Origin of the sequence: Stenotrophomonas sp. GD03777, assembly GCF_029842485.1 — a bacterium.
Taxonomy (GTDB): Bacteria; Pseudomonadota; Gammaproteobacteria; order Xanthomonadales; family Xanthomonadaceae; genus Stenotrophomonas; species Stenotrophomonas sepilia.
This window is the reverse complement of sequence record NZ_JAOCGL010000077.1, coordinates 1-20536: the sequence shown is the minus strand read 5'-3', so window position 1 is coordinate 20536 and position 20536 is coordinate 1. Positions and strand designations below refer to the sequence as shown.

Genomic DNA, 20536 nt, shown 5'->3' with positions numbered 1-20536 from the left:
ACGAATACTGGGATGCCTCGATGCGGTTGAATCCACTGCAGGCGACCTTCCAGGGCGAGGCCCGCTACAACGACCAGCTGCCCAACATCCTGTCCGCCGCCTGGCGCCAACAGTCGCACGACTTCACCACGCAATGGCTGGGCAAGGTCGAGAAGCTCGGCAGTGACGGCCTGCAGGGCCAGGACCTGCTCAGCTACGAGATCTTCGTGCGCGACGCGCGCGCATCGCTGGCCGCCGAGCGCTACCCGAGCTGGATGATGCCGATCAGCCAGTACTACAACATCGGCAGCATCATGGCGATCCTCGGCTCCGGTGCGGGCGCGCAGCCATTCAACACCGTGCAGGACTACGACACCTGGTCACGCCGTTCGCTGGGCATTCCCGAGCTGTTCGACCAGGCCATCGACAACATGCGCCAGGGCATGAAGGCCGGCGTGGTGCAACCACGCGACCTGATGGAAAAAGTGCTGCCGCAGCTGGATGCGGTGATCAAGCCGACCGCCGAGGAGAGCATTTTCTGGTCGCCGATCCGCACCATGCCGAACACCATCCCGGCTGAGGACAAGGCGCGCATCAGCGCCGAATACAAGCGCATGATCGAGCTGCGCATCATGCCGGCCTACCGCGCCCTGCGCGGCTTCATCGCCACCGAATACCTGCCGGCCACACGCGCCAGCAGCGGCCTGGGCGCATTGCCCGATGGCCAGGCCTGGTACGCCAACCTGATCGTGCAGACCACCGCCAGCGACCAGACCGCCGCACAACTGCATGCGCTGGGCGAACAGCGCGTGCAGGAACTGCAGGCGCAGATCGCCACGGTAATGAAGGACGCCAAGCTGCGCGGTTCTCCCACCAAGCTGCTGCGCAGCATGCGCAACGACCGCCAGTTCCAGTACGGCGATGCCAACGCGCTGATCAACCGCTACCGCCAGGTGCAGCAGCAGGTCAGCGTACGCCTGCCGCAGGTGCTGGATACCTTGCCGAAGGCACCGCTGGAGGTCCGTGCGGTGGAGCCGGAGCGCGCACTGACCGCCGCCGCTGCCGCCTATCAGCCGTCGGCGGCCGGGCAACCGGGCGTGCTGTACATCAACGCCCGCGACCTGCCCAGCCGCAAGCGCTGGAACGTGCCGGTGCAGTACCTGCATGAAGGGATCCCGGGCCACCACGTCCAGCTGGGCCTGCAGCAGGAGCTGGCCAAGCTGCCACGCTTCCGCCGCCTCGGTGGCGATCTCGCCTTCGTCGAAGGCTGGGGCCTGTACGCCGAAACGCTGGGCGAGGACCTGGGCATCTACACCGATCCCTACGACCGCGTCGGCTACCTGTACTCGCGCCTGCTGCGTGCCGCCCGCGTGGTGGCCGATACCGGCGTGCACGCACAGGGCTGGAGCAAGCAGCAGGCCGTCAGCTACCTGCAGAAGACCGTGGACATGAGCAGTGACGACGCCAGTGCCGAGGTGGAGCGGATCATGGCCCAGCCCGGCCAGGCACTGTCCAACGTCGCCGGCCTGACCACCATCGTTGCCCTGCGCGACAAGGCCAAGGCGCGCCAGGGCGCCGCCTTCGACCTGCGCCGCTTCCACGCCGAACTGCTGAAGGACGGCTCGATGCCGCTCGACGTGCTGGACCGCAAGATGGAACGCTGGATGGTGCAGCCGGCCAGCACTACGGCCACGCCTTCACCTTGACCCCTCCGGAGCCGTCATGAGCCCTGCCGTCGCCCTGTTCGCCGTCGTGCTGGGCCTGCTGCCTTCAACGGGTATCGCCGCACCGGTGCTGAAACCACCGGATGCGGGCATCGACGGGCTGATGCAGGCCTACGACGGCCAGGTACCCGGCGCTGCAGTCCTGGTGCTGCACGACGGGCAAGCGGTGTTCCGCCGTGGCTACGGCCTGGCGGTGGTGGAGGACGGCACCGCCGTCACCCCGGCCAGCAACTTCCGGCTGGCCTCGGTCAGCAAGCAGTTCACCGCTGCGGCGTTGCTGCTGCTGGTGGAGGATGGCCGGCTTGGGCTGGATCAACCTGCCCGGCAGTGGCTGCCCGAACTGCCACCGGCTGCGGCGGCCATCACGATCCGCCAGCTGCTCTCGCACACCGGCGGCCTGCTCGACTACGAAGACCTGATGGATCCGGCTGACACTCGGCAGGTGCATGACGCCGATGTGCTGACCCTGCTGTCGCGCCAGGACCGGCTGAACTTCGCGCCGGGCACGCAGTACCACTACAGCAACAGCGGCTATGCGCTGCTGGCACTGATCGTCGGCCGCGCCTCCAGCCTGGATTTCGCAGCCTTCCTGCAACAGCGCATCTTCCGCCCGCTAGGCATGGCCCACACCGTGGCCCATCAGAACGGCATCAATACCATCGCCGCACGCGCCTATGGCTACAGCTGGATCGATGGCCGCTGGCAGCGCACCGACCAGAGCGCCACCAGTGCCGTGCTCGGCGATGGCGGGATCTACTCCTCGCTGGACGACCTCGCCCGCTGGGATGCGGCGCTGTACGACGACCGCCTGCTGTCGAAGGCCTCGCGCCGCGCGATGTTCAGCCCGGCCACATCGACATCCGAACCGGATGTGCCGCACTACGGCTTCGGATGGCGCCTGAACGGCCCGGTGCAATGGCACAGCGGCGAAAGCATCGGCTTCCGAAATGTGATCGTTCGATACCCGGAAAAGCACTTGACCGTGATCGTGCTGACCAATCGCAACGATCCCGAACCGTACCCGCTGGCGCAGAAGATCGCCCAGCGCTGGCTGGACACCCTGCAATGAACACCGGTTCCGACGCCCTGCTGGGCATCCACCACGCGGCACTGATCTGCAGCGATTATGCGTGTTCAAAAGACTTCTACGTCCGTATCCTCGGCCTGCGCGTACTGGCCGAGAACCACCGCGCCGCGCGAGACTCCTGGAAGCTGGATCTGGCCCTGCCCGACGGCAGCCAGCTGGAACTGTTCTCGTTCCCCTCGCCACCGCCCCGCCCCAGCCGCCCGGAGGCCCAGGGCCTGCGCCACCTCGCGTTCCGGGTCGCTGCGCTGGAGCCGTTCATCGAACGTCTGGCCAGCCACGGCGTGGACTGCGAACCGATCCGCGTGGACGAATACACCGGCCGCCGCTTCACCTTCTTCGCCGACCCGGATGGCCTGCCGCTGGAGCTGTACGAAGTCGGTTGAGGCCCCGGGGGTCAGATCCCTTTTCCGACGGAAAAGGGATCTGACCCCATCGCCGACCCATCGCCGCCACCGGAAACATCATCCACGCATGGCGTGGATCTACCGTGTCGACCAAGGTCGACACCTACCAACAGCCGAAGGAATTTGTCAGAGGTGGGGCGGTGTGGGTGGGCAGGACCGTTGGCGCCATGGATGGCGCCATCGAGCCCCCAAGGGTGAGGGCGCTTTGCTTGCGAAGCACTGCTTCGCAAGCGCCCGAACGCCCAGCCGCCAGCGGCTGGGCCGGACCGCGGAGCGGAGTTTACGGCGTGTCCTGCCCACCCACACCGCCCCGCCATCCCACGGAATCCCGCCGTTGAGGTTGCCGGCCAGCGGCCGGCACTACCGCGGGTGCAGGGCGCAACCCTGCAACGCCCCCCTTCCCCATACTCCGCCGAATGGGTATACAGTCGACCCATGCCGGCACCGTGCCGGAATGAACCCTGGGAGGGGACCATGCGCAAGACCTTCAAGACCCTGCTGCTGGCATTGCCGATGTGCCTGGCCGCACTCTCGGCGCAGGCCGCCGACGGCGCCGCCGGCCGCTGGAAGACCATCGACGACAAGACCGGCAAGGTGAAGTCGATCGTCGAGATCACCCAGGCCCCCAACGGCACGCTGACCGGCAAGGTGGTCGACATCCTGCACTCGGACAAGGGCCCGAACCCGGTCTGTGACGGCTGTGAAGGCGCCAACAGGAACAAGCCGGTGAAGGGCATGACCATCCTCTGGAACCTGAAGGCCGACGGCGCCAACAAGTGGTCCGGCGGCACCATCCTCGACCCGGCCAACGGCAAGACCTACAAGTCGAAGATGGAACTGCAGCCCGGCGGCACCCGGCTGGACGTGTCCGGCTGCATCGCCTTCATCTGCCGCGCGCAGACCTGGCAGCGCGAATAAGCGCCCCGCACCTCCGTCAACCCGTGACCCGGCCCCGGCCGGGTCACGTCGTTGCGGGCATGCGATAATCTGCGGTTCCCCTCGGATCCACCCGCGACCATGACCCGTACCGCGCTCGTCACCACCGCCCTGCCCTACGCCAACGGCCCGCTGCACCTGGGCCACCTGGTCGGCTACATCCAGGCTGACATCTGGGTACGTGCGCGGCGAATGAGCGGCGGCAGGACCTGGTTCGTCTGCGCCGATGACACCCACGGCACACCGATCATGCTGGCCGCGGAAAAGGCCGGGGTCACCCCGGAAACCTTCATCGCCAACATCCAGGCCAGCCACGAACGTGACTTCGCCGCCTTCGGCGTGGCCTTCGACCACTACGACTCGACCAATTCGGCGGCCAACAAGGCGTTGACCGAGCAGTTCTACCTGAAGCTGGAAGCGGCTGGCCACATCAGCCGCCGTTCGGTCGCGCAGTTCTACGACCCGGCCAAGGGCATGTTCCTGCCCGACCGCTACGTCAAGGGCATCTGTCCGAACTGCGGCAGTCCCGACCAGTACGGCGACAACTGCGAAGTCTGCGGCGCGACCTACGCACCGACCGACCTGAAGGAACCGCGTTCGGTCATCTCCGGTGCCACGCCGGAAATGCGCGATTCGGAGCACTTCTTCTTCGAGGTGGGCCACTTCGATGCGTTCCTGCGCGAATGGCTGGCCGGCGATGTCGCCCTGCCGGGCGTGAAGGCCAAGCTGGGTGAATGGCTCAATGCCGAAGGTGGCCTGCGCGCGTGGGACATCTCGCGTGATGCGCCGTACTTCGGCTTCCAGATTCCTGGCCAGCCGGGCAAGTACTTCTATGTCTGGCTGGATGCACCGATCGGCTACTTGTCCAGCTTCCAGACCCTGTGCGGCAGGATCGGTGAGGACTTCGAAGCGCACCTGCGTGCCGGCACCGCCACCGAACTGCACCACTTCATCGGCAAGGACATCGTCAACTTCCATGGCCTGTTCTGGCCGGCGGTACTGCACGGAACCGGCCACCGCGCGCCGACCCGCCTGCACGTCAACGGCTACCTGACCGTGGACGGCGCCAAGATGAGCAAGTCGCGCGGCACCTTCGTGATGGCCCGTACCTTCCTCGATGCCGGCCTGGAGCCGGAAGCGCTGCGCTACTACTACGCCGCCAAGTCCGGCGGTGGCGTCGACGATCTCGACCTGAACCTGGGCGACTTCATCGCCCGCGTCAACGCCGACCTGGTCGGCAAGTTCGTCAATCTGGCCAGCCGCTGCGCCGGCTTCATCAGCAAGCGCTTCGACGGCCAGCTGGCCGCGCAGCTGCCCGACGCGGCGCAGTACCAGCGCTTCGTCGATGGGCTGGCGCCGATCCGTGAAGCCTACGAGCGCAACGACCCGGCTGCGGCGATCCGCTTGACCATGACCCTGGCCGACGAAGCCAACCGCTACATCGACGACGTCAAGCCGTGGGTCATCGCCAAGCAGGAAGGCGCCGATGCGCAGCTGCAGGCCGTGTGCAGCCAGGGCCTGAACCTGTTCCGCGTGCTGGTCACCGCCCTGAAGCCGGTGCTGCCGGCCACCGCCGCGCAGGCCGAGGCCTTCCTGGCCGCGCCGGTGAACGACTGGACCGAGCTGGCGCAACCGCTGCTGGGACACCGCATCACCGAGTACACCCCGCTGTTCACCCGTATTGACCCGAAGAAGATTGACGCCATGATCGACGCCTCCAAGGACACCCTGCAGCCGGCGGCTGCCGCTGCCCCCGCTGCCAAGCCGGCCGCCCCGGCCCCGGCCAAGGACGAAGCAAAGAGCGCCGACGCGCCGGCCTACATCGGCATCGACGATTTCGCCAAGCTCGACCTGCGCATCGGCAAGGTGCTGGTCTGCGAGTTCGTGGAAGGTTCGGACAAGCTGCTGCGCTTCGAACTGGACGCCGGCGAGCTGGGCAAGCGCCAGATCTTCTCCGGCATCCGTGGCAGCTACGGCGAACCGGAGAAGCTGGTGGGCCGCAGCGTGGTGTTCATCGCCAACCTGGCCCCGCGCAAGATGCGCTTCGGCCTGAGCGAAGGCATGATCCTGTCGGCCGGCTTCGACGGTGGCGCACTGGCGCTGCTGGACGTAGACAGCGGCGCGCAGCCGGGCATGCCGGTCCGCTGATGCCTGCAGCGGGCGTGGTTACGGCCACGCCCGCCGGCAGCTCCGGCCCCGGGAGGCAACGCGATGGGAAGCAACGCAATGGAACTGGCGCTGTTCGACTTCGACCACACCGTGACCACCTGCGATACCTATGGCCGCTTCCTGCGCCGCGTGGCCACCGCCGAACAGCTGGCACAGGCGTGGTGGAAAGTCGGCCCGTGGCTGGTCGCGTACAGGCTGAAGCTGATCTCGGCCGAACGCATCCGCGCCCGCGTCACCCGCCTGACCTTCAGTGACCGCCACAGCGATGACATCGCCACGCTGGCCGCAGGCTTCTCGCGCGAGTTCCTGCCCGACGTGGTGCGCCCGGAAATGCTGGAGCAGATCCGCTGGCACAAGGAACAGCAGCACACCGTCGTGATCGTGTCCGGCTCGCTGGACCTGTACCTGCGGCCGTGGTGCGAGCAGCTGGGCCTGCAGCTGATCTGCAACCGGCTGGAAAGCCAGGACGGCCGCCTGACCGGCCGTTACGCCGGTGGCGACTGCGGCCCGCGCAAGGCCGAGCACATCCGCCGCCAGTTCGATCTGTCGCGCTACGTGCGCATCCATGCCTACGGTGACAGTTCCGAAGACAAGCCGATGCTGGCGCTGGCCCACGAGCGCTGGTTCCGCGGCAAGCCCCTGAAATAACCCAACGCGCAGCCTTCGCCACGCATGAGCCTGATCCCGCCCCTGACCGAACGCCTCGACCGCCTGCTGCCGCAGACCCAATGCGGGCAATGCGGCTATGACGGCTGCCGCCCGTATGCGCAGGCAATGGCACGTGGCGAGGCGGGTGTGGACCGCTGCCCGCCGGGTGGCGACGCCGGTGCACGGGCGTTGGCGCAGGTGCTGGGCGTACCGGCGATTCCGTTCGATCGTTCGCGCGGCGAGCACAAGGCGGCCCAGGTGGCGTTGATCGTCGAAGCCGACTGCATCGGCTGCACCAAGTGCATCCAGGCCTGCCCGGTGGACGCCATCGTCGGCGGCGCCAAATACATGCACACGGTCATTGCCGACCTGTGCACCGGCTGCGAGCTGTGCATCCCCCCGTGCCCGGTGGATTGCATCGAGCTGGTGCGCCTGTAACAGGGGTCAGATCCCTTTCCGCAGGAAAGGGATCTGACCCCATCCCGCAGTTACGGCACCGCTGCCGTCACCACGATCTCGACCTTCCACTCGGCGTGGGCGAGCTTGGCTTCGAAGGTTGCGCGGGCCGGAGTCGCGCCCTCGACCACCCACTCGTCCCACGCCTTGTTCATGCCGTCGAAGTCGGCGATGTCGGCCAGGAACACTTCCGCACGCAGCACGTGCTGGCGATCACTGGCGACCAGCGCCAGCAGCTTGTCGATCTCCGCCAGCACCTGCCGGGTCTGGCCGGTGATGTCCTGGCTGGTGTCTTCCGGAATCTGGCCGGAGAGGTAGGCGACCTTGTTGTACACGGTCATTTCGGACATGCGCGGTCCGACGTCGTAACGCTCCATCATGGGCGTGGCTCCTGCGGGTGATCAGGCCCGCATTGTCCTCCAATCCGGTCAACGGTGGGTGCACGGGTCCCCCGCGCGACGCGTCACTACCGGGCTCCGACACATCTGCTGGTCAAATGGCGGCGACAGGCGCACGATGCGCCACGCCCCGCGTTGACACCGCACTCGCCCCTCCTGACGCACCCTTGCGCCGATGACCGCAGCCACCAACCCCGCCGCCGCTTCCTCCACCCCGGCATGGAAGCGGGTCCTCACCATTGTCGTTCCCCTGCTGATCCTCTCGCTGGCCCTGCATGGCCTGGCCAGTGAATTCGATGAGCACGGCTACCGCGCCATCCGCCAGGCGTTCCGCCAGCTCAGTGGCCTGCAGATCACGCTCACCGTGATGCTCGGCCTGGCCAGCTACGCCTGCCTGATCGGCTTCGATGCCATCGGCCTGCGCCGCAGCGGCATCCGCGTGCATCCGGCACGCATCGGCATTACCGCCTTCCTTGCGCATACGCTGGGCCAGACGGTGGGCTTTGCCGCGTTGACCGGTGGCGCAGTGCGCCTGCGTGGCTACCGCAGCGCCGGCCTGGACCTGGCGCAGATCGGCCAGGTGGTGCTGATGAGCACGCTCGGTTTCGTGTTCGGTGCGTGGCTGTTGATCAGCGTGGCGCTCTGCATGGAACCGGCGGCAGCGGCGTTGGCATTGCCACTGAATCCCGATGCCGTGCGCATCGTCGGCATCGTCGCCCTGCTCGCCTATCTGGGTACCGTGCTGCTGGTCGGTCGCGATGGACGGCAGTTCAGCGTGTTCGGCCATGCGTTGTGGCTACCCGACCGCCGCACCATGCTCGGCGTCACCGTGCTCAGCGTGATCGAGCTGGTGCTGGCCAGCGCCGCGTTCTATGTGCTGCTGCCGGACTCGACGCCCACCGGCCTGCCCGGCTTCGTCGGCCTGTACCTCGTCGCGGTACTGGCCGGGCTGGTCTCGACCGTGCCGGCCGGCCTGGGCGTGTTCGAATGGAGCCTGTTGAAGCTGTTGCCCCAGGTGGCACCGGCGGCGGTGCTGGCGGCCGCGTTGATCTACCGCGTGACCTATTACGTACTACCGCTGGTGCTGGCCACGTTGCTCGCCCTTGCGCCCGCGCTGCGCCAGCCGCTGCAGGCCAGTGCCGGGGCAACCCGCGCAGGCTGGAACGCACTGCGCCCATGGTTGCCGCAGATCATCGCGCTGGCGGTGTTCAGCATCGGCGCCGCGCTGGTCATCGACGGCACGCTGCCCACGCCACGCCGGCACCTGGTGAATGCCTCGCTGCCGATCCTGGAAACCTCGCACCTGATCGGCAGCCTCAGTGGTGTCGCGCTGCTGCTGATCGGGCAGGGCCTGGCCCGTCGCAGCCACGCGGCGTGGATGCTGGCGATGGCGGTGTGCGTGGTCACCCCGCTGCCGCTGTGGCTGCGCGGTGGCCAACCGTTGATCGCCGTCTCGGCGGTGCTGGTGGCGATGGCGCTGTGGGCTGCGCGCCGCGAGTTCTACCGCCAGGGTGCGCTGCTGGATGAAGCCTGGTCGTGGCCGTGGCTGCGCAACCTGGGGCTGGTGCTGGTGGCGGTGACCTGGCTGCTGTTCTTCACCTACAGCCATGTCGAATACCAGAACGAGCTGTGGTGGCAGTTCGCGGTCTCCGGCAACGCACCGCGCGCGTTGCGCGCGTTGCTGGTGGTGGCCATCGCGCTGGTGATGTTCGGCCTGGCGCGGCTGCTGCACAGCACGCGTAGCCCGCTGCCCGCCGCCGATGAAGCGACGCTGCAATCGCTGGCGCCGGTCCTGGCCGGTGCCACCGACACCCAGGCCTGCCTGGTGCTGACCGCTGACAAGGCAGTGCTGCGCGATGAAGCGAAACTCGGCTTCGTGATGATGCAGCGCTATGGGGGTTCGCTGATCGCGATGGGCGACCCGGTCGGCCCGCCGGACGTCGCCCGCGCATTGATCTGGCGCTTCCGCGAGGAAGCCGACCGCCTCGGCCTGCGCCCCGTCTTCTACCAGGTCGGCGAGACTTACTGGCAGACCTATCTCGACCTTGGCCTGGGGCTGGTCAAGCTGGGCGAAGAAGCGATGGTGCCGCTGCATGATTTCGGCCTGGAAGGGCGCGAGCGCGCCGACCTGCGCCAGGCCTGGAACCGGGGCAAGCGGGGTGGCCTGTCCTTCCGCGTGGCGCCCGTGGAGGAAATTCCCAGCCTGCTGCCGCGCCTGCACGCGATCTCCAACGCATGGCTGGAAGACAAGGCCGGCGACGAAAAGGGCTTCTCGCTCGGCAGCTACGACCCGGATTACCTGGTGCGCTTCCCGGTGGCGCTGGTCGAGGCCGAAGGCCAGATCGTGGCCTTCGCCAACCTGTGGCAGGCACCGGCCGGCGCCGAGCTGTCGGTGGACCTGATGCGCCACGTCAGCGAAGCACCGAAGGGCACGATGGACTTCCTCTTCATCGAGCTGTTCCTGTGGGGCCGCGCACAGGGCTATGCACGTTTCTCGCTGGGCATGGCGCCGCTTTCCGGGCTGGCACAGCATCGTCTGGCTGGCCGCTGGAACCGGCTGGCCGGCCTGCTGGCGCGGCATGGCGAACGTTTCTACGGGTTCAGTGGCCTGCGCCGCTTCAAGTCGAAGTTCGATCCGCAATGGCGGCCGCGCTATCTCGCCGCGCCCGGCGGCATGCACCTGCCGGCGGCGCTGCTGGACGCCACGCGCCTGATCTCTCTGGACCCGCGGCGCAACTGACGACCCGCGCCACCCGGCAGGTGTCGACCTTGGTCGACACGGCGGCGACAGTGGTCGGGCATGGCTTGACGCTACGCCCCGCCCTTGAGGATCACCTCGGCCAGCCGATCATAGTCACCGCCGAAATGGTGGTCGCCCGGCAGCTTCACCCGCTTCACGCCGTCATTGGCCGGCAGGTCCGGGCACAGTGCGTCCTCGTCCTTGTCGCCATATACGCACAGGGTTCTTTCCGCCGGCAGCCTGGCCACTTCCGGTGCGATCGGCAGGCCATCGCCGCCACCGCCCAGCCAGTTGCTGACGTGGAATTCAAAGTCGGCCTTCCTGCCTACCGACAGCAGCACGATACGATCCAGCGCTGCGCGGGTATCGGCATCGAGCTGGTTGATGGTCGCCGGCAGCACGTCGGCGCCCTGCGAGAAACCGATCAGCATCACCTTGTCGCGGTGCCACTGCTGGCGGTAGTGGTCGATGATCTTCTGCAGGTCAGCGGCGAAGCCCTTCGGCGTGCGCTCGCTCCAGAAGTAGCGCAACGAGTCGATGCCGACCACGGCCACGCCGTGCTCGTTGAGCGACGACGCCACGTCCTTGTCCAGGCCGGCCCAGCCACCATCGCCGGAAACGAATACCGCCAGCGTATCGCCGCTACCGGTCGCCGGTACTTCCACCACCGGCAGGCCTTTCAGCGCGGCCGGCGGCGGTGCCAGACTGACCCCGGCCTGCGCGCCGATCACCCGCGCCGCGGCCACCAGACCGGGTGAGGCATCACCGCGCGCGGTTCGCTTGAATTCGCGTGCCATAGCGACCTGCTGAACGAACCGACTGGCCTCGCCCACCTTGCAGCCGTGATCGCCAGCGGCACTCAACCACGGAAAATTCAGTTCGGCGGGCTGCAGCGTGTTGTGCTTCACACCATCGCCGCAGACCATGCGCTCATGGTTGTGGTCCGGGCAGAAGCCGGTGGTCAGCAGGCCGGCAAACACCTGGGTGTCGGCCTGCGCCGCGAGCGAATAGGCCATCTCGGCACCCTCGCCGTCACCGCCGACCAGCGGCAGGTGGTAGCCGGGCAGATGCAGGGACGCCTGCAGCCAGCGCGAGAAGTTCTCGACGTCACCGGCGCCGAACGAGCAGGTCGGATCACCCTCGCGCTTGAGCACCCCGCGCAGGTGCGCGATGTCCACAGCGGCAACGATGGCGCCGTCGGCACGCAGGGCTTCGATCGGCAGGCGGCTGGTGTCACCCCCTGGGGTGGGCTCGTGGAACCAGATCACCACCCGCTGCGGCGTGCCTGCCGGCATGTGCACCGGAATCTGCTCGAACCGCCCGTGGCTGAACTGCTGCACGTTGGCCGCCGCCATTGCCGGCAGCGCCGCCAGCGCCAGAACCACACCCATTGCCCTGCCCAGCCCTGCACGCTTCATATCGCATCCCCGATGGAATGCGCACACGATACGCCGCCACCGCGTGCACGGCACGTACCGGTGCAGGCCGTTGGCGATTCAGTCGGCCGTGGTACGCCGACTGCGCCGGTACAGTGCCAGCGCCAGGTACAGCAGCCAGCCTACGATCACCACGATCACGACCTTCTGGCCCAGCCCGCGCGGCGGACCGGCGCGCCACAACACATGCAGCCACAACAGTACGAACGCCAGCCAGGCCCAGCCCCAGAGCAGGCTCGCGGCGGACTGCCAACCCGGTTCGCGGCGCAGGTACCAGGCCTGCAGCAGCATGCCGACGCTGGCACACAGGAACGCCGTGTTGGCCGCCAGCCCGTGGATGAACGGTGCCAGCAGCGGCGTCGCTTCCGGCAGCCAGCTGTCACCGATGGCGACCGTGGCCAGGCCCAGTGCCGAGACAGTGAACAGCAGCGGCGCCGCCGCGCTGCGCCGCGGGCCGACGCTGCCCCGGTAGAGGCTGATGCCGAGCAGGGCGATCGCCAATGCCAGCAGGCAGTAGGCCGCGCGCAATGCCAGCCCCCACGGCCCGTGCAGATAGAGGCTGAGCGTGGCCCGCACCCAGTCCAGATCGGTGCGTGCGAACTGGGTCCACAGCGCGGTGGCCACGAACAGCAGCAGCGCCGCCAGCGCCAGCAGTGCCGCTGGGCGCGCGCGGCTCATGTGGACGCCTCCGGGTGCCGCGCCAGCCATTCGGCCAACGCCTTGCGATAGCGCTGCAGCTCGTCGGCATACAGGTCCAGCACACATAGCGGGCAACCGCTGCCGCAACATTCGTTCGGACCGGGCTCTTCCGGCGGCAGCGGACGGGGATCGGGATCAGGGACGGACACGGTTGGAAGCGGCAATCGGTGGAAACGGGCCCCAGTGTACCGGGCTGGTTCAGCGGCCCAGCTGCCGGCGCAGGTTGTCGCGCGCGGCAGAGTCGAGGCGCTGGTGGAAGAATTCGCTGAGGAAGATGCGCGGTGCACGCAGCAGGCCCTGCAGGAAACGGCGGCGGCCGGCGCGATACAGGAAGCCTGGCACCACGCCCTTGTACTCTTCGGCCACGCCGCGGTCATAGGCGCTGAACACCGGCTCCGGCGCGGCCAGGATCGCCATGTCGCAGTCCAGGAACAACGCGGCCTCGGCATCGACATCGTCCGGGGCGAGCTCGCCATGGCGGGCAGTCAGCAGAATCAGCTGCTCGACCCGGGCCGCGTCGACCGTGGCAAGTTCCGGCGCCTGTGCGATCGCCTGCAGGGCCAGCTGCGCCGAACGCGCTTCGTTGTCCTTTCGCCCCGCCACATAGATCGCATCGTGGTAGAGCGCGGCCAGGTAGACCTCGGCCGGCTGCTGCCAGCCTGGACCGTCGGCAACCTCCTGGCAATGCTGCAGCACCGCACGCACGTGGCCGAAGTGATGGTAGGCACGTGGTGGCGTTGCATAGCTGTCCTGCAGCGCCTGCCACTGCGCCGGAGCGAGCGTCAGCGGGGAGAAGTCCATGACCGGATCATCCCGCCTGCGCCGGTAGCGGGCAAGCCGGCCATTTTTTCACCACACCCTCACAACGCTCTCCGCACGGGGCCCCAACGCGGTTGTCCACAGCTTTGTCGAGCGCTGGTCCACACCGGCTGTGGATGAACGCGCGGACCGACCAGCGGTCACTGCAGGGGTGCGCGCACAGGTCTACACTCGCCTCAGGCGGGAGCGCCCGCCGCTGCCGGGAGCCGTCATGTACCGTCCTGCCGCCCGATCCGTTCTGCTCGCATTGGCCGCATTGGCGGCACCCTCCGCGATCGCACTGAACCCTGACGCGAGCGAAGCCCCTGCGGTCGCTGCCAGCACCACCGCGCCGACGATTCCAACACCGCAGCAGGTGTTCGCGATTCCACCGGCCATGCTCGATATGCTGCACACCCAGGTGACCCGTCGCAGCTATTCGCGCGAGCAGCGCCTGCAGGCGCTGGTGGAGATGATCTTCGACCGCCATGGCATGGACCTGCAGTACGACGCCGACGCGACCCTTACTGTCAGCGAAATCTGGCAGCAGCGACGCGCCAACTGCCTGGCCTTCACCCTGATGTTCGTCGCACTGGCACGCGAAGCCGGCATCCAGGCGCGCGTGCAGGAAGTTGGCCAGGTGGTGTCGTGGTACCAGGACCATGCCCAAGGCCTGGTCTACAGCGTAGGCCACGTCAATGCCGGGGTCGGCTTTGCCGGCCGCTTCGCCACCGTCGATCTGGATCGCAATGTGCTGTACGACCGCCGCGGGCCGCTGCCGATCAGCCAGGCGCGGGCGTTGGCGCACTTCTACAACAATCGCGGTGCCGAACGCATGGCCAGCGGCGACCTGGCAGGCGCACGTACCTTCTTCGATACCGCGCTGGCGCAGGACGGCAGCTTCGCTGCCACCTGGAACAACCTGGGCGTGCTGGAAAACCGCACGGGCGATACCGCCGCTGCACGCCGGGCTCTGGAAAGGGCGCTGCGACTGGACGGCCGCCAGGATGCTGCACTCACCAACGCCAGCGCCCTCTACCGCAAGCTCGGCATGATTGCGCAGGCCCAGGCGCTGGAGCAGCGGTTGCAATCGGTGCAGCGCGAAGACCCATTCGCGCAGTACATGCTCGGTGCCGAGGCCGAACGCGCCGGGCAACTGCAGCAGGCGATCCGCTATTACCGGCAGGCCGTGCGCCTGTACGACACCGCGCACCAGTTCCACTTCGGTCTGGCGCGGGTCTATTTCCTGGCGGGCCAGCTCAAGCACGCCGATCGTGAGCTGCTGCGTGCACAGAAACTGGGCGGGGCGCCGCAGCAGGCGCGCTACCAGGCCAAGCTGGACAGCCTGGCCCGCTGGCGCGCACAGCAGCAGGCCCGGCGCTGAAGGCCGGTCAGGCCTTCTTGAGGAAGCAGGTCTTCAGGACCAGGCCCTTGATCTTGTCCGAATTGCCTTCGATGTGCTCGGCATCGTCCTCCACCAAACGGATGTTGCGGATCACGGTGCCCTGCTTGAGCGGGATCGAGGAGCCCTTCACCTTCAGGTCCTTGATCACGGTGACGGTGTCACCGGCCTGCAGGGTATTGCCGTTGCTGTCACGCACGACCAGGGTCGAACCGGCACTTTCCTCGGCGGTCCATTCGAAGCCGCAGTCGGCGCAGATCCACAGCGCGCCATCGGCGTAGGTGTTTTCCAGGGTGCACTGCGGGCAGGCAGGGGCAGAAGACATCAGCAAGTACCTCAAAGTGAATCAACAGCTGCCATTGTAACCGCCCGGCTCCCCCGGCATTTTCCGGGCAGTACGCCGCGACCTCCTTGACCCGGCCCGGAACAGGAAACCGCGGGACCTTGCAGTCAGCGGCGAACTGCAGCAGAGTGCGCGGCCCCTGATCGCCCCCGGAACTCCCCATGCGCCTCGGCATCGACTTCGGTACCAGCAACTCCGCCGCCGCCATCGTGCATGAAGGAAAACTGCTGCCGATCCGCTTCGGCGACGCCGAGCAGTTCCGTACCAGCGTGTACTTCCCCGGCGTGGTGCCCGACCCGGATGACTTCCAGCTCGATGACGGCCAGGAGCACCAGCTGCAGCAGATGATCGACAGCGCTGCGCGTGCGGCCCGCGCTGCCGGCCAGGAACGCACGCCGCAGGCGCTGCGCCGCGAAGCCCTGCGCGCGCTGCGCCGGGAATGGATGGAAGCCCGTGCCGGCAAGGAACGCAGTGCCAGCGACCTGCTGCAGAATGCGGTCTACGGTGACGAAGCGCTGGAAGCCTATTTCGAGGAACACGAAGGCAACCTGGTGCAGAGCCCGAAATCGATGCTCGGCTACAACCTGCACCCACGCGCCAAGCAGACCATCACCGGCATCGCCGCGCACATCCTCGAACACATCCGCCTGACCGCCAGCGCCCAGCTCGGCCAGCCGCTGCGAGCGGCCCTGCTTGGGCGTCCGGTGCAGTTCCGCAGCTCGATCGGTGCGGCCGGCAATGACCAGGCGCTGGACATCCTGCGCGAAGCCGCCAGCCAGGCCGGTTTCGACCAGATCGATTTCCTCGAGGAACCGGCCGCGGCGGCCATGCACTATCACGCAGAAAGCCGCGAACGGCACCAGGCCGTGATCGTCGACATCGGCGGCGGTACCACCGATATCGCCCACGCCGAAGTCGGCGGCGACGACGCCCCGCGCATCCACCGCGCCTGGGGCATCGCCCGCGGCGGTACCGACATCGACTTGGCGCTGAGCCTGTCCAGCTACATGCCGCTGTTCGGCCGCGGCATCACCCGCGTGCCCGTCCATCACTATGTGGAAGCGGCCACCGTGCAGGACATGACCCGCCAGCGCGACTTCCGCCAGCACAAGTATGACCATGTCGACAATCCGTGGGGCGCGCGCCTGCAGGCCCTGCAGGACACCGGCAATACCGCCCGCCTGTACCGCGACGTCGAGCGCGCCAAGATCGCCCTCAGCGCCGCCAGCGAACATCGCAGCACGCTGGACTACATCGCCCGCGAACTGCATGCCGACAGCAGCGCCGACGGCCTGGCCGCAGCCGCGCATGGTTATCTGGAGCAGCTCCGGGAGCTGCTGGCCCAGGTCCGCAGCGACATCGGCGGCGACCCGGACGCGGTGTTCCTGACCGGCGGCATGTCCCGCGCCGGGTATCTGCGCCAGGCCGTTGCGGAGGCCTTCCCGGGCGCCCGCATGGTCCACGGCGAGCCCTCGCTGGGCGTGGTCCAGGGCCTTGCTTTGGCGGCAGCAAGCCAGGATTAACAAAACGTTACGCGATCTAAGTTACTCTTGGTCGGCTAGAACCCTGCTGCACCTTCCACCGGCCACGCCGGTGTGTGTCCACGGTGCAGCCTGGCCCGCCCTGCGGGCCTAGCGGCCATGCCTTCCTGGCTCGTTCATGGTCCGCGTACCACCGGAGCCGCCATCGAGACCCGCTTTGGGCACCCGCCAGGCCCCTGAGGCCTTACAACCTGACGCAGCACATGCACCCATCGACTGCCGCCGTTGTGACGCGGTCTGTTGCCGGCTGCCCGTGTTGCTGCAGCCCGGCGACCACGTGCCCGGCCAGTTCCTGTCACGCGACACCCACGGCCGTGCCGTGATGGCGCGCAACGAGGAAGGCTGGTGTGCGGCGATCGATCCCTATCACCTGCGCTGCACGATCTATTCGCAGCGCCCGGCGATCTGCCGCCAGTTCTCGATGGGCGGCAGTGACTGCCGCCGTGAGCGGCAGGACTACCTGCGCCAGGCCGATGCCTGGGCGCTTTCCTCCCCTTCCACCTGACAGGAGCAACCATGCCCCGCAAGGCAAAGACCCCCGCGAAGGCCAGCAACAGCATCCGCAGCGAACGCAAGGGCGCGGCCGCCAGCACCGTGGTCAGCAGCGATTCGATCGCTTCGGACCTGGCAGCGTTCCGCAAGGCCGGTGGCAAGATCGAAGTCCTCGGCACCACCTGGGCGCTGAAGAAAGCCAGCTGACCCAGTACCGACCGCGGCGGCGCTGCCGCCGCGGCCTGCCGGATCGCGCTCAGCGATCCAGGCTTACCCGAACACTGCCCGAATGCGACTGGATGCGGATATCACCGTCGCCGCTGCCCAGCCGCGTATCAAGATGGCTGCCGGGGCCGTAGCGCGGCCGCTCCACCTGGCCGGCATCGCTGTTGATCGACCCGCTGAAGCTGTTCACCGACAGCTGCGCCGAAACCGCGCGTGGCAGGCGCAGGTTGACCGACGCACTCACCGATTCGACATTGATCCGGCCCCCCGGCGCCAGCCCGGCCGCCGACAGATCGATGCTGCCCGATACGGTTTCCACCGCCAACCGCTGCACCCGCCCGGCATCGACCTCGACCCGGCCGGATACCGTCTGTGCACCGATGTCACCTGACACGCCGCCGCCGGCCTCGATCCGGCCACTGACCGTATTCACATCCAGCTTCGGGGTCTGCAGGCGCGCGCTGACACCGCCACTGACCGTGTTGAGCTTGCTGTCGCCGCTGCGACCGGAGGCGCTCAGGCTGCCGCTGACCGTGTCGGCCTGCAGGCGACGCACATCGATGCCGCTGATGTCCTGGTTGGCACTGACCGTGCTCAGCAGCAGTTCCACCGAACGCGGCACGTTCAGCACCAGCGTCGCGCCACCGTTGTTGTTGCGACGCGGATACTCGATTTCCCAGCGTACGCGGTTGGCACTCTTCTCCTGGCGCAGCTGGAGGCCATCGCTGAGCGTACCGGTAAGCTGCACGTCGTTGCGGTCCCAGCCACGCACGGTCACCTTGCCGGCCACGTTGCTCAGTTCGATGCGACCGCCCGCAGCCAAGGTGTGGCGCTCGTCGATGCGGGTGTCGGCCAGCGCCACGGCAGGGGACAGCAGCAGTGCGACACAGCAGGAAATCAGGGTTCGGGTCATGGGGGTCTCCTCAGGTCGTCAGGCCGTACTCGGCGGCATAGGCCGCCTGCCGGGTCAGTTCCAGCCGCAGCGCATAGGTGCGCTTGAGCTGGCCAAGCAGGTGAGGCGCACGCGGGTCCTGCGCCAGGGCGGCACGGATCTGCGCCGCGCTTTCATCCAGTTCGTGCAGGGCCGGCTGCCATTCCGGCGCCCGTCCATCGGGCAGCGAAGCGACGGCCTGCTGATATTGCTCGGTCATCGCCGCGGCCTGCAGCTGCAGGGCGGACGGCGCCGGCGTATCCGGCTGCGCATGCCGCCACGGCGCCACCGCATACAGTGCCAAGCTGGCAGCCAGGGCAGCGCCGGCCGGCAACCACCAGCGGCGCCGCGAACGCACCGGCAGGACCACCACGTTGTCCGTTGGCGCGGGCGCTGCCTGCGATTCACGCGGCGGCAGCCGGGCGGACAGGCGCGCCCAGCCATCGGCGGGAACATCTCGCTCGCTGGGCAACGCGCGCAGCCGGGCCAGCAGATCGTGATCGGAATCGTGTTCGTGTGTACTCATGTCATGTCTCCCAGCCGTGCGCGCAGCAGGCCGCGCGCACGATGCAGCTGTGCCTTTGAACTGCCGACGGCCATCTGCAGCTGCTCGGCGATTTCCTGGTGCTTCCAGCCTTCGATGTCGTGCAGTACCAGTACCGCACGCGCCCTCGGAGGCAGCGTCGCGAGTGCGCGCTCCAGGTCGCGCTCGGTACCGGCACAACGGTCGTGCACCGCCAGCTCCTGCAGGCCGCCGTCGACCTCCTCCAGACTGTCGTGGTCCTGCCCGGCGGCGCGCCCGCGCAGTTCCATCAGTGCAGCGTTGACGCCCAACCGGTGCAACCAGGTCGACAGGCTGCTTTCGAACCGGAACCCCGGCAGCGCCTTCCATGCCTGCAGGAACGCTTCCTGCAGGGCATCCTCGGCACGCGCCTGCTGGCCCCCGCACAGGCGCCACAGTACAGCGAACACGCGCGGCGCATGGCGCCGGTACAGCAGTTCGTAGGCCGCAGTGTCACCGGCGGCGGCCGCCCGCACCAGGGCGGGTTCGTCGACAGGGGCGTGGGCGGCAGGCGGCGCTGGCATGGTGGTGTCGAGCATATCGCTTGGATGCGGCGACCCGGAAAAAGGTTTAGAGCCGATCGCCGATCAAGGCCATGCAACCTTTTCGACGATGGCTGCATCCATGGAAGGTCATTCGAGAAAACACCTCCAGGGAGTTCCGCCATGTCCAGCCCGTCCTGCGCCGCCCTGCTGGTAATCGTCGCTTGCGTCGTGCTGCAGGCATCGGGCCTGTCCTTGCGGTTGTGCCCCGACAACGGCCGCGCCTGCCTGCAGCAGCATCGACAGGAGCTGGTCTGCCTGGCGTGGTCGCCGATGGTCGAAACCCCGGCACGCGCCGGGTAACATCGAGGCCGTTCCCGCCACCTGTTTTCGCCCCCATGATGTTGTCGCTGAAGGATCACCTGCCGGCCTGGAGCCACCCATGGCTGAACTACGCGGGCGTGGCCCTGCAGATCGTGCTGGTGCTGCTGGTCGCCTGGCTGCTGCGGGTACTGGCCCGTCGCCTGATCCGGCGCTTTGCCGAGCACTACACGCTGCCACCTGAAATGGTGATGGGCGCGCGCCGGATCACCAGTTTCGTGGTCTATTTCAGCGCCCTGCTGTATATCCTCAGCCTGCTCGGCGCGAAGCCTTCAGTGCTGTGGACCGCGTTCACCGGCTTCGCGGCCGTGGGCGCAGTGGCCTTCTTCGCGGCCTGGAGCGTGCTCTCCAACATCTTCTGCACGTTGCTGATCTTCACCACTCGCCCGTTCCGCCTGCATGACTACATCGAAGTGCTGGAGAACGGCGAGAAGCCGGGACTGAAGGGGCGGGTGATCGACGTGAACCTGATCTACACCACGCTGCAGGAAACCGGCGACGGCCATGAGGGTACGGTGCTGCAGCTGCCGAACAACCTGTTTTTCCAGCGCACGGTGCGCCGCTGGCGCGACCCGGCGCAGGCCCCCGGCGGCATCCAGGGCGACGGCTGAGGGTGGGGTTTTCGGCAGGGCTGCGCCCTGCACCTGCAGAGGCCGAAGCCGAAGCAAGATCAAGAGCGGCATTCCGTGGGATGGCGGGGCGG

The 20536-nt window shown here is 67.7% G+C and carries 23 protein-coding genes; 14 read left to right on the top strand and 9 right to left on the bottom strand.

Annotation, left to right across the window (positions count from 1 at the left end; genetic code table 11):
* The 7 genes from N5E02_RS15220 to rnfB form a co-directional block, all read left to right on the top strand.
* Nucleotides 1-1685, top strand: a 1685-nt coding sequence (locus N5E02_RS15220; protein ID WP_279946445.1) for a DUF885 family protein, incomplete at its 5' end; no start/stop codon positions are given.
* Between the two features lie 16 nt (nucleotides 1686-1701).
* Nucleotides 1702-2772, top strand: a complete 1071-nt coding sequence (locus N5E02_RS15215) for a serine hydrolase (RefSeq protein WP_279946444.1) — start codon at nucleotides 1702-1704, stop codon at nucleotides 2770-2772.
* Complete coding sequence (locus N5E02_RS15210) at nucleotides 2769-3173, top strand: VOC family protein (protein WP_053498965.1); 405 nt, start codon at nucleotides 2769-2771, stop codon at nucleotides 3171-3173. The genes N5E02_RS15215 and N5E02_RS15210 overlap by 4 nt, the downstream gene beginning before the upstream one ends.
* 495 nt (nucleotides 3174-3668) lie before the next feature.
* Nucleotides 3669-4112, top strand: a complete 444-nt coding sequence (locus N5E02_RS15205) for a DUF2147 domain-containing protein (protein ID WP_065179246.1) — start codon at nucleotides 3669-3671, stop codon at nucleotides 4110-4112.
* Nucleotides 4113-4211: 99 nt separating this feature from the next.
* Entirely contained in the window at nucleotides 4212-6278 is a 2067-nt protein-coding gene (gene metG / locus N5E02_RS15200) for a methionine--tRNA ligase (RefSeq protein ID WP_279946443.1), read from the top strand.
* Between the two features lie 78 nt (nucleotides 6279-6356).
* Nucleotides 6357-6947, top strand: a complete 591-nt coding sequence (locus tag N5E02_RS15195) for an HAD-IB family hydrolase (RefSeq protein ID WP_279946446.1) — start codon at nucleotides 6357-6359, stop codon at nucleotides 6945-6947.
* 24 nt (nucleotides 6948-6971) lie between these two features.
* Complete coding sequence (gene rnfB, locus N5E02_RS15190) at nucleotides 6972-7385, top strand: Rnf electron transport complex subunit RnfB (protein ID WP_005418154.1); 414 nt, start codon at nucleotides 6972-6974, stop codon at nucleotides 7383-7385.
* Between the two features lie 50 nt (nucleotides 7386-7435).
* Here the strand turns inward: rnfB and N5E02_RS15185 are convergent, their stop codons facing one another.
* Complete coding sequence (locus N5E02_RS15185) at nucleotides 7436-7783, bottom strand: RidA family protein (RefSeq protein ID WP_005418155.1); 348 nt, start codon at nucleotides 7781-7783, stop codon at nucleotides 7436-7438.
* Nucleotides 7784-7976: 193 nt separating this feature from the next.
* Between N5E02_RS15185 and mprF the strand changes: the two genes are divergently transcribed.
* Complete coding sequence (gene mprF / locus N5E02_RS15180; protein ID WP_005418156.1) at nucleotides 7977-10541, top strand: bifunctional lysylphosphatidylglycerol flippase/synthetase MprF; 2565 nt, start codon at nucleotides 7977-7979, stop codon at nucleotides 10539-10541.
* A gap of 71 nt (nucleotides 10542-10612) precedes the next feature.
* Here mprF and N5E02_RS15175 read toward each other — a convergent pair whose 3' ends face one another.
* From N5E02_RS15175 to N5E02_RS15160, 4 genes are all read right to left on the bottom strand, one after another.
* Nucleotides 10613-11959 (bottom strand): AcvB/VirJ family lysyl-phosphatidylglycerol hydrolase, encoded by a 1347-nt coding sequence (locus N5E02_RS15175; protein WP_069139619.1) that lies wholly within the window; start codon nucleotides 11957-11959, stop codon nucleotides 10613-10615.
* 78 nt (nucleotides 11960-12037) lie between these two features.
* Complete coding sequence (locus N5E02_RS15170) at nucleotides 12038-12655, bottom strand: DUF998 domain-containing protein (RefSeq protein WP_005418159.1); 618 nt, start codon at nucleotides 12653-12655, stop codon at nucleotides 12038-12040.
* Nucleotides 12652-12825 (bottom strand): oxidoreductase-like domain-containing protein, encoded by a 174-nt coding sequence (locus N5E02_RS15165; protein WP_049415754.1) that lies wholly within the window; start codon nucleotides 12823-12825, stop codon nucleotides 12652-12654. Before N5E02_RS15165 ends, N5E02_RS15170 begins: the two co-directional genes overlap by 4 nt.
* Nucleotides 12826-12874: 49 nt before the next feature.
* Nucleotides 12875-13477 carry a hypothetical protein gene (locus N5E02_RS15160; protein ID WP_065179250.1) on the bottom strand — a complete coding sequence of 201 codons (603 nt, stop codon included), beginning with the start codon at nucleotides 13475-13477 and terminating at the stop codon, nucleotides 12875-12877.
* 229 nt (nucleotides 13478-13706) lie between these two features.
* Between N5E02_RS15160 and N5E02_RS15155 the strand changes: the two genes are divergently transcribed.
* The gene (locus tag N5E02_RS15155; protein ID WP_279946442.1) at nucleotides 13707-14858 is read left to right on the top strand and encodes a transglutaminase domain-containing protein; all 1152 of its coding nucleotides are present in this window, start codon (nucleotides 13707-13709) and stop codon (nucleotides 14856-14858) included.
* Nucleotides 14859-14865: 7 nt separating this feature from the next.
* On the opposite strand, the gene N5E02_RS15150 is transcribed toward N5E02_RS15155, so the two are convergent.
* The gene (locus N5E02_RS15150) at nucleotides 14866-15201 is read right to left on the bottom strand and encodes a zinc ribbon domain-containing protein YjdM (RefSeq protein ID WP_010482882.1); all 336 of its coding nucleotides are present in this window, start codon (nucleotides 15199-15201) and stop codon (nucleotides 14866-14868) included.
* Nucleotides 15202-15380: 179 nt separating this feature from the next.
* Here N5E02_RS15150 and N5E02_RS15145 point away from each other — a divergent pair, with 179 nt between their 5' ends.
* The 3 genes from N5E02_RS15145 to N5E02_RS15135 all read left to right on the top strand — a co-directional run bounded on the left by N5E02_RS15145 (nucleotide 15381) and on the right by N5E02_RS15135 (nucleotide 17459).
* Complete coding sequence (locus N5E02_RS15145) at nucleotides 15381-16742, top strand: Hsp70 family protein (RefSeq protein WP_279946441.1); 1362 nt, start codon at nucleotides 15381-15383, stop codon at nucleotides 16740-16742.
* A 229-nt stretch (nucleotides 16743-16971) separates the two neighbouring features.
* On the top strand, nucleotides 16972-17265 hold the full coding sequence (locus N5E02_RS15140; protein WP_080104338.1) for a YkgJ family cysteine cluster protein: 294 nt from the start codon (nucleotides 16972-16974) through the stop codon (nucleotides 17263-17265).
* 11 nt (nucleotides 17266-17276) lie between these two features.
* The gene (locus tag N5E02_RS15135; protein WP_005410566.1) at nucleotides 17277-17459 is read left to right on the top strand and encodes a hypothetical protein; all 183 of its coding nucleotides are present in this window, start codon (nucleotides 17277-17279) and stop codon (nucleotides 17457-17459) included.
* Between the two features lie 49 nt (nucleotides 17460-17508).
* Here the strand turns inward: N5E02_RS15135 and N5E02_RS15130 are convergent, their stop codons facing one another.
* The 3 genes from N5E02_RS15130 to N5E02_RS15120 are packed head-to-tail and all read right to left on the bottom strand — an operon-like array spanning nucleotide 17509 to nucleotide 19509.
* Nucleotides 17509-18390 (bottom strand): DUF4097 family beta strand repeat-containing protein, encoded by an 882-nt coding sequence (locus N5E02_RS15130; RefSeq protein WP_188239335.1) that lies wholly within the window; start codon nucleotides 18388-18390, stop codon nucleotides 17509-17511.
* 10 nt (nucleotides 18391-18400) lie between these two features.
* A complete protein-coding gene (locus tag N5E02_RS15125; RefSeq protein WP_279946440.1) occupies nucleotides 18401-18934 on the bottom strand; it encodes a hypothetical protein in 534 nt (177 codons plus the stop codon).
* The gene (locus N5E02_RS15120; protein WP_005418173.1) at nucleotides 18931-19509 is read right to left on the bottom strand and encodes a sigma-70 family RNA polymerase sigma factor; all 579 of its coding nucleotides are present in this window, start codon (nucleotides 19507-19509) and stop codon (nucleotides 18931-18933) included. The genes N5E02_RS15125 and N5E02_RS15120 overlap by 4 nt, the downstream gene beginning before the upstream one ends.
* Nucleotides 19510-19635: 126 nt before the next feature.
* Between N5E02_RS15120 and N5E02_RS15115 the strand changes: the two genes are divergently transcribed.
* Both N5E02_RS15115 and N5E02_RS15110 read left to right on the top strand, forming a co-directional pair.
* Nucleotides 19636-19815 carry a hypothetical protein gene (locus N5E02_RS15115; protein ID WP_049415771.1) on the top strand — a complete coding sequence of 60 codons (180 nt, stop codon included), beginning with the start codon at nucleotides 19636-19638 and terminating at the stop codon, nucleotides 19813-19815.
* Nucleotides 19816-19850: 35 nt separating this feature from the next.
* A complete protein-coding gene (locus N5E02_RS15110; RefSeq protein ID WP_005418176.1) occupies nucleotides 19851-20444 on the top strand; it encodes a mechanosensitive ion channel family protein in 594 nt (197 codons plus the stop codon).
* The last annotated feature ends 92 nt before the right edge of the window (nucleotides 20445-20536 follow it).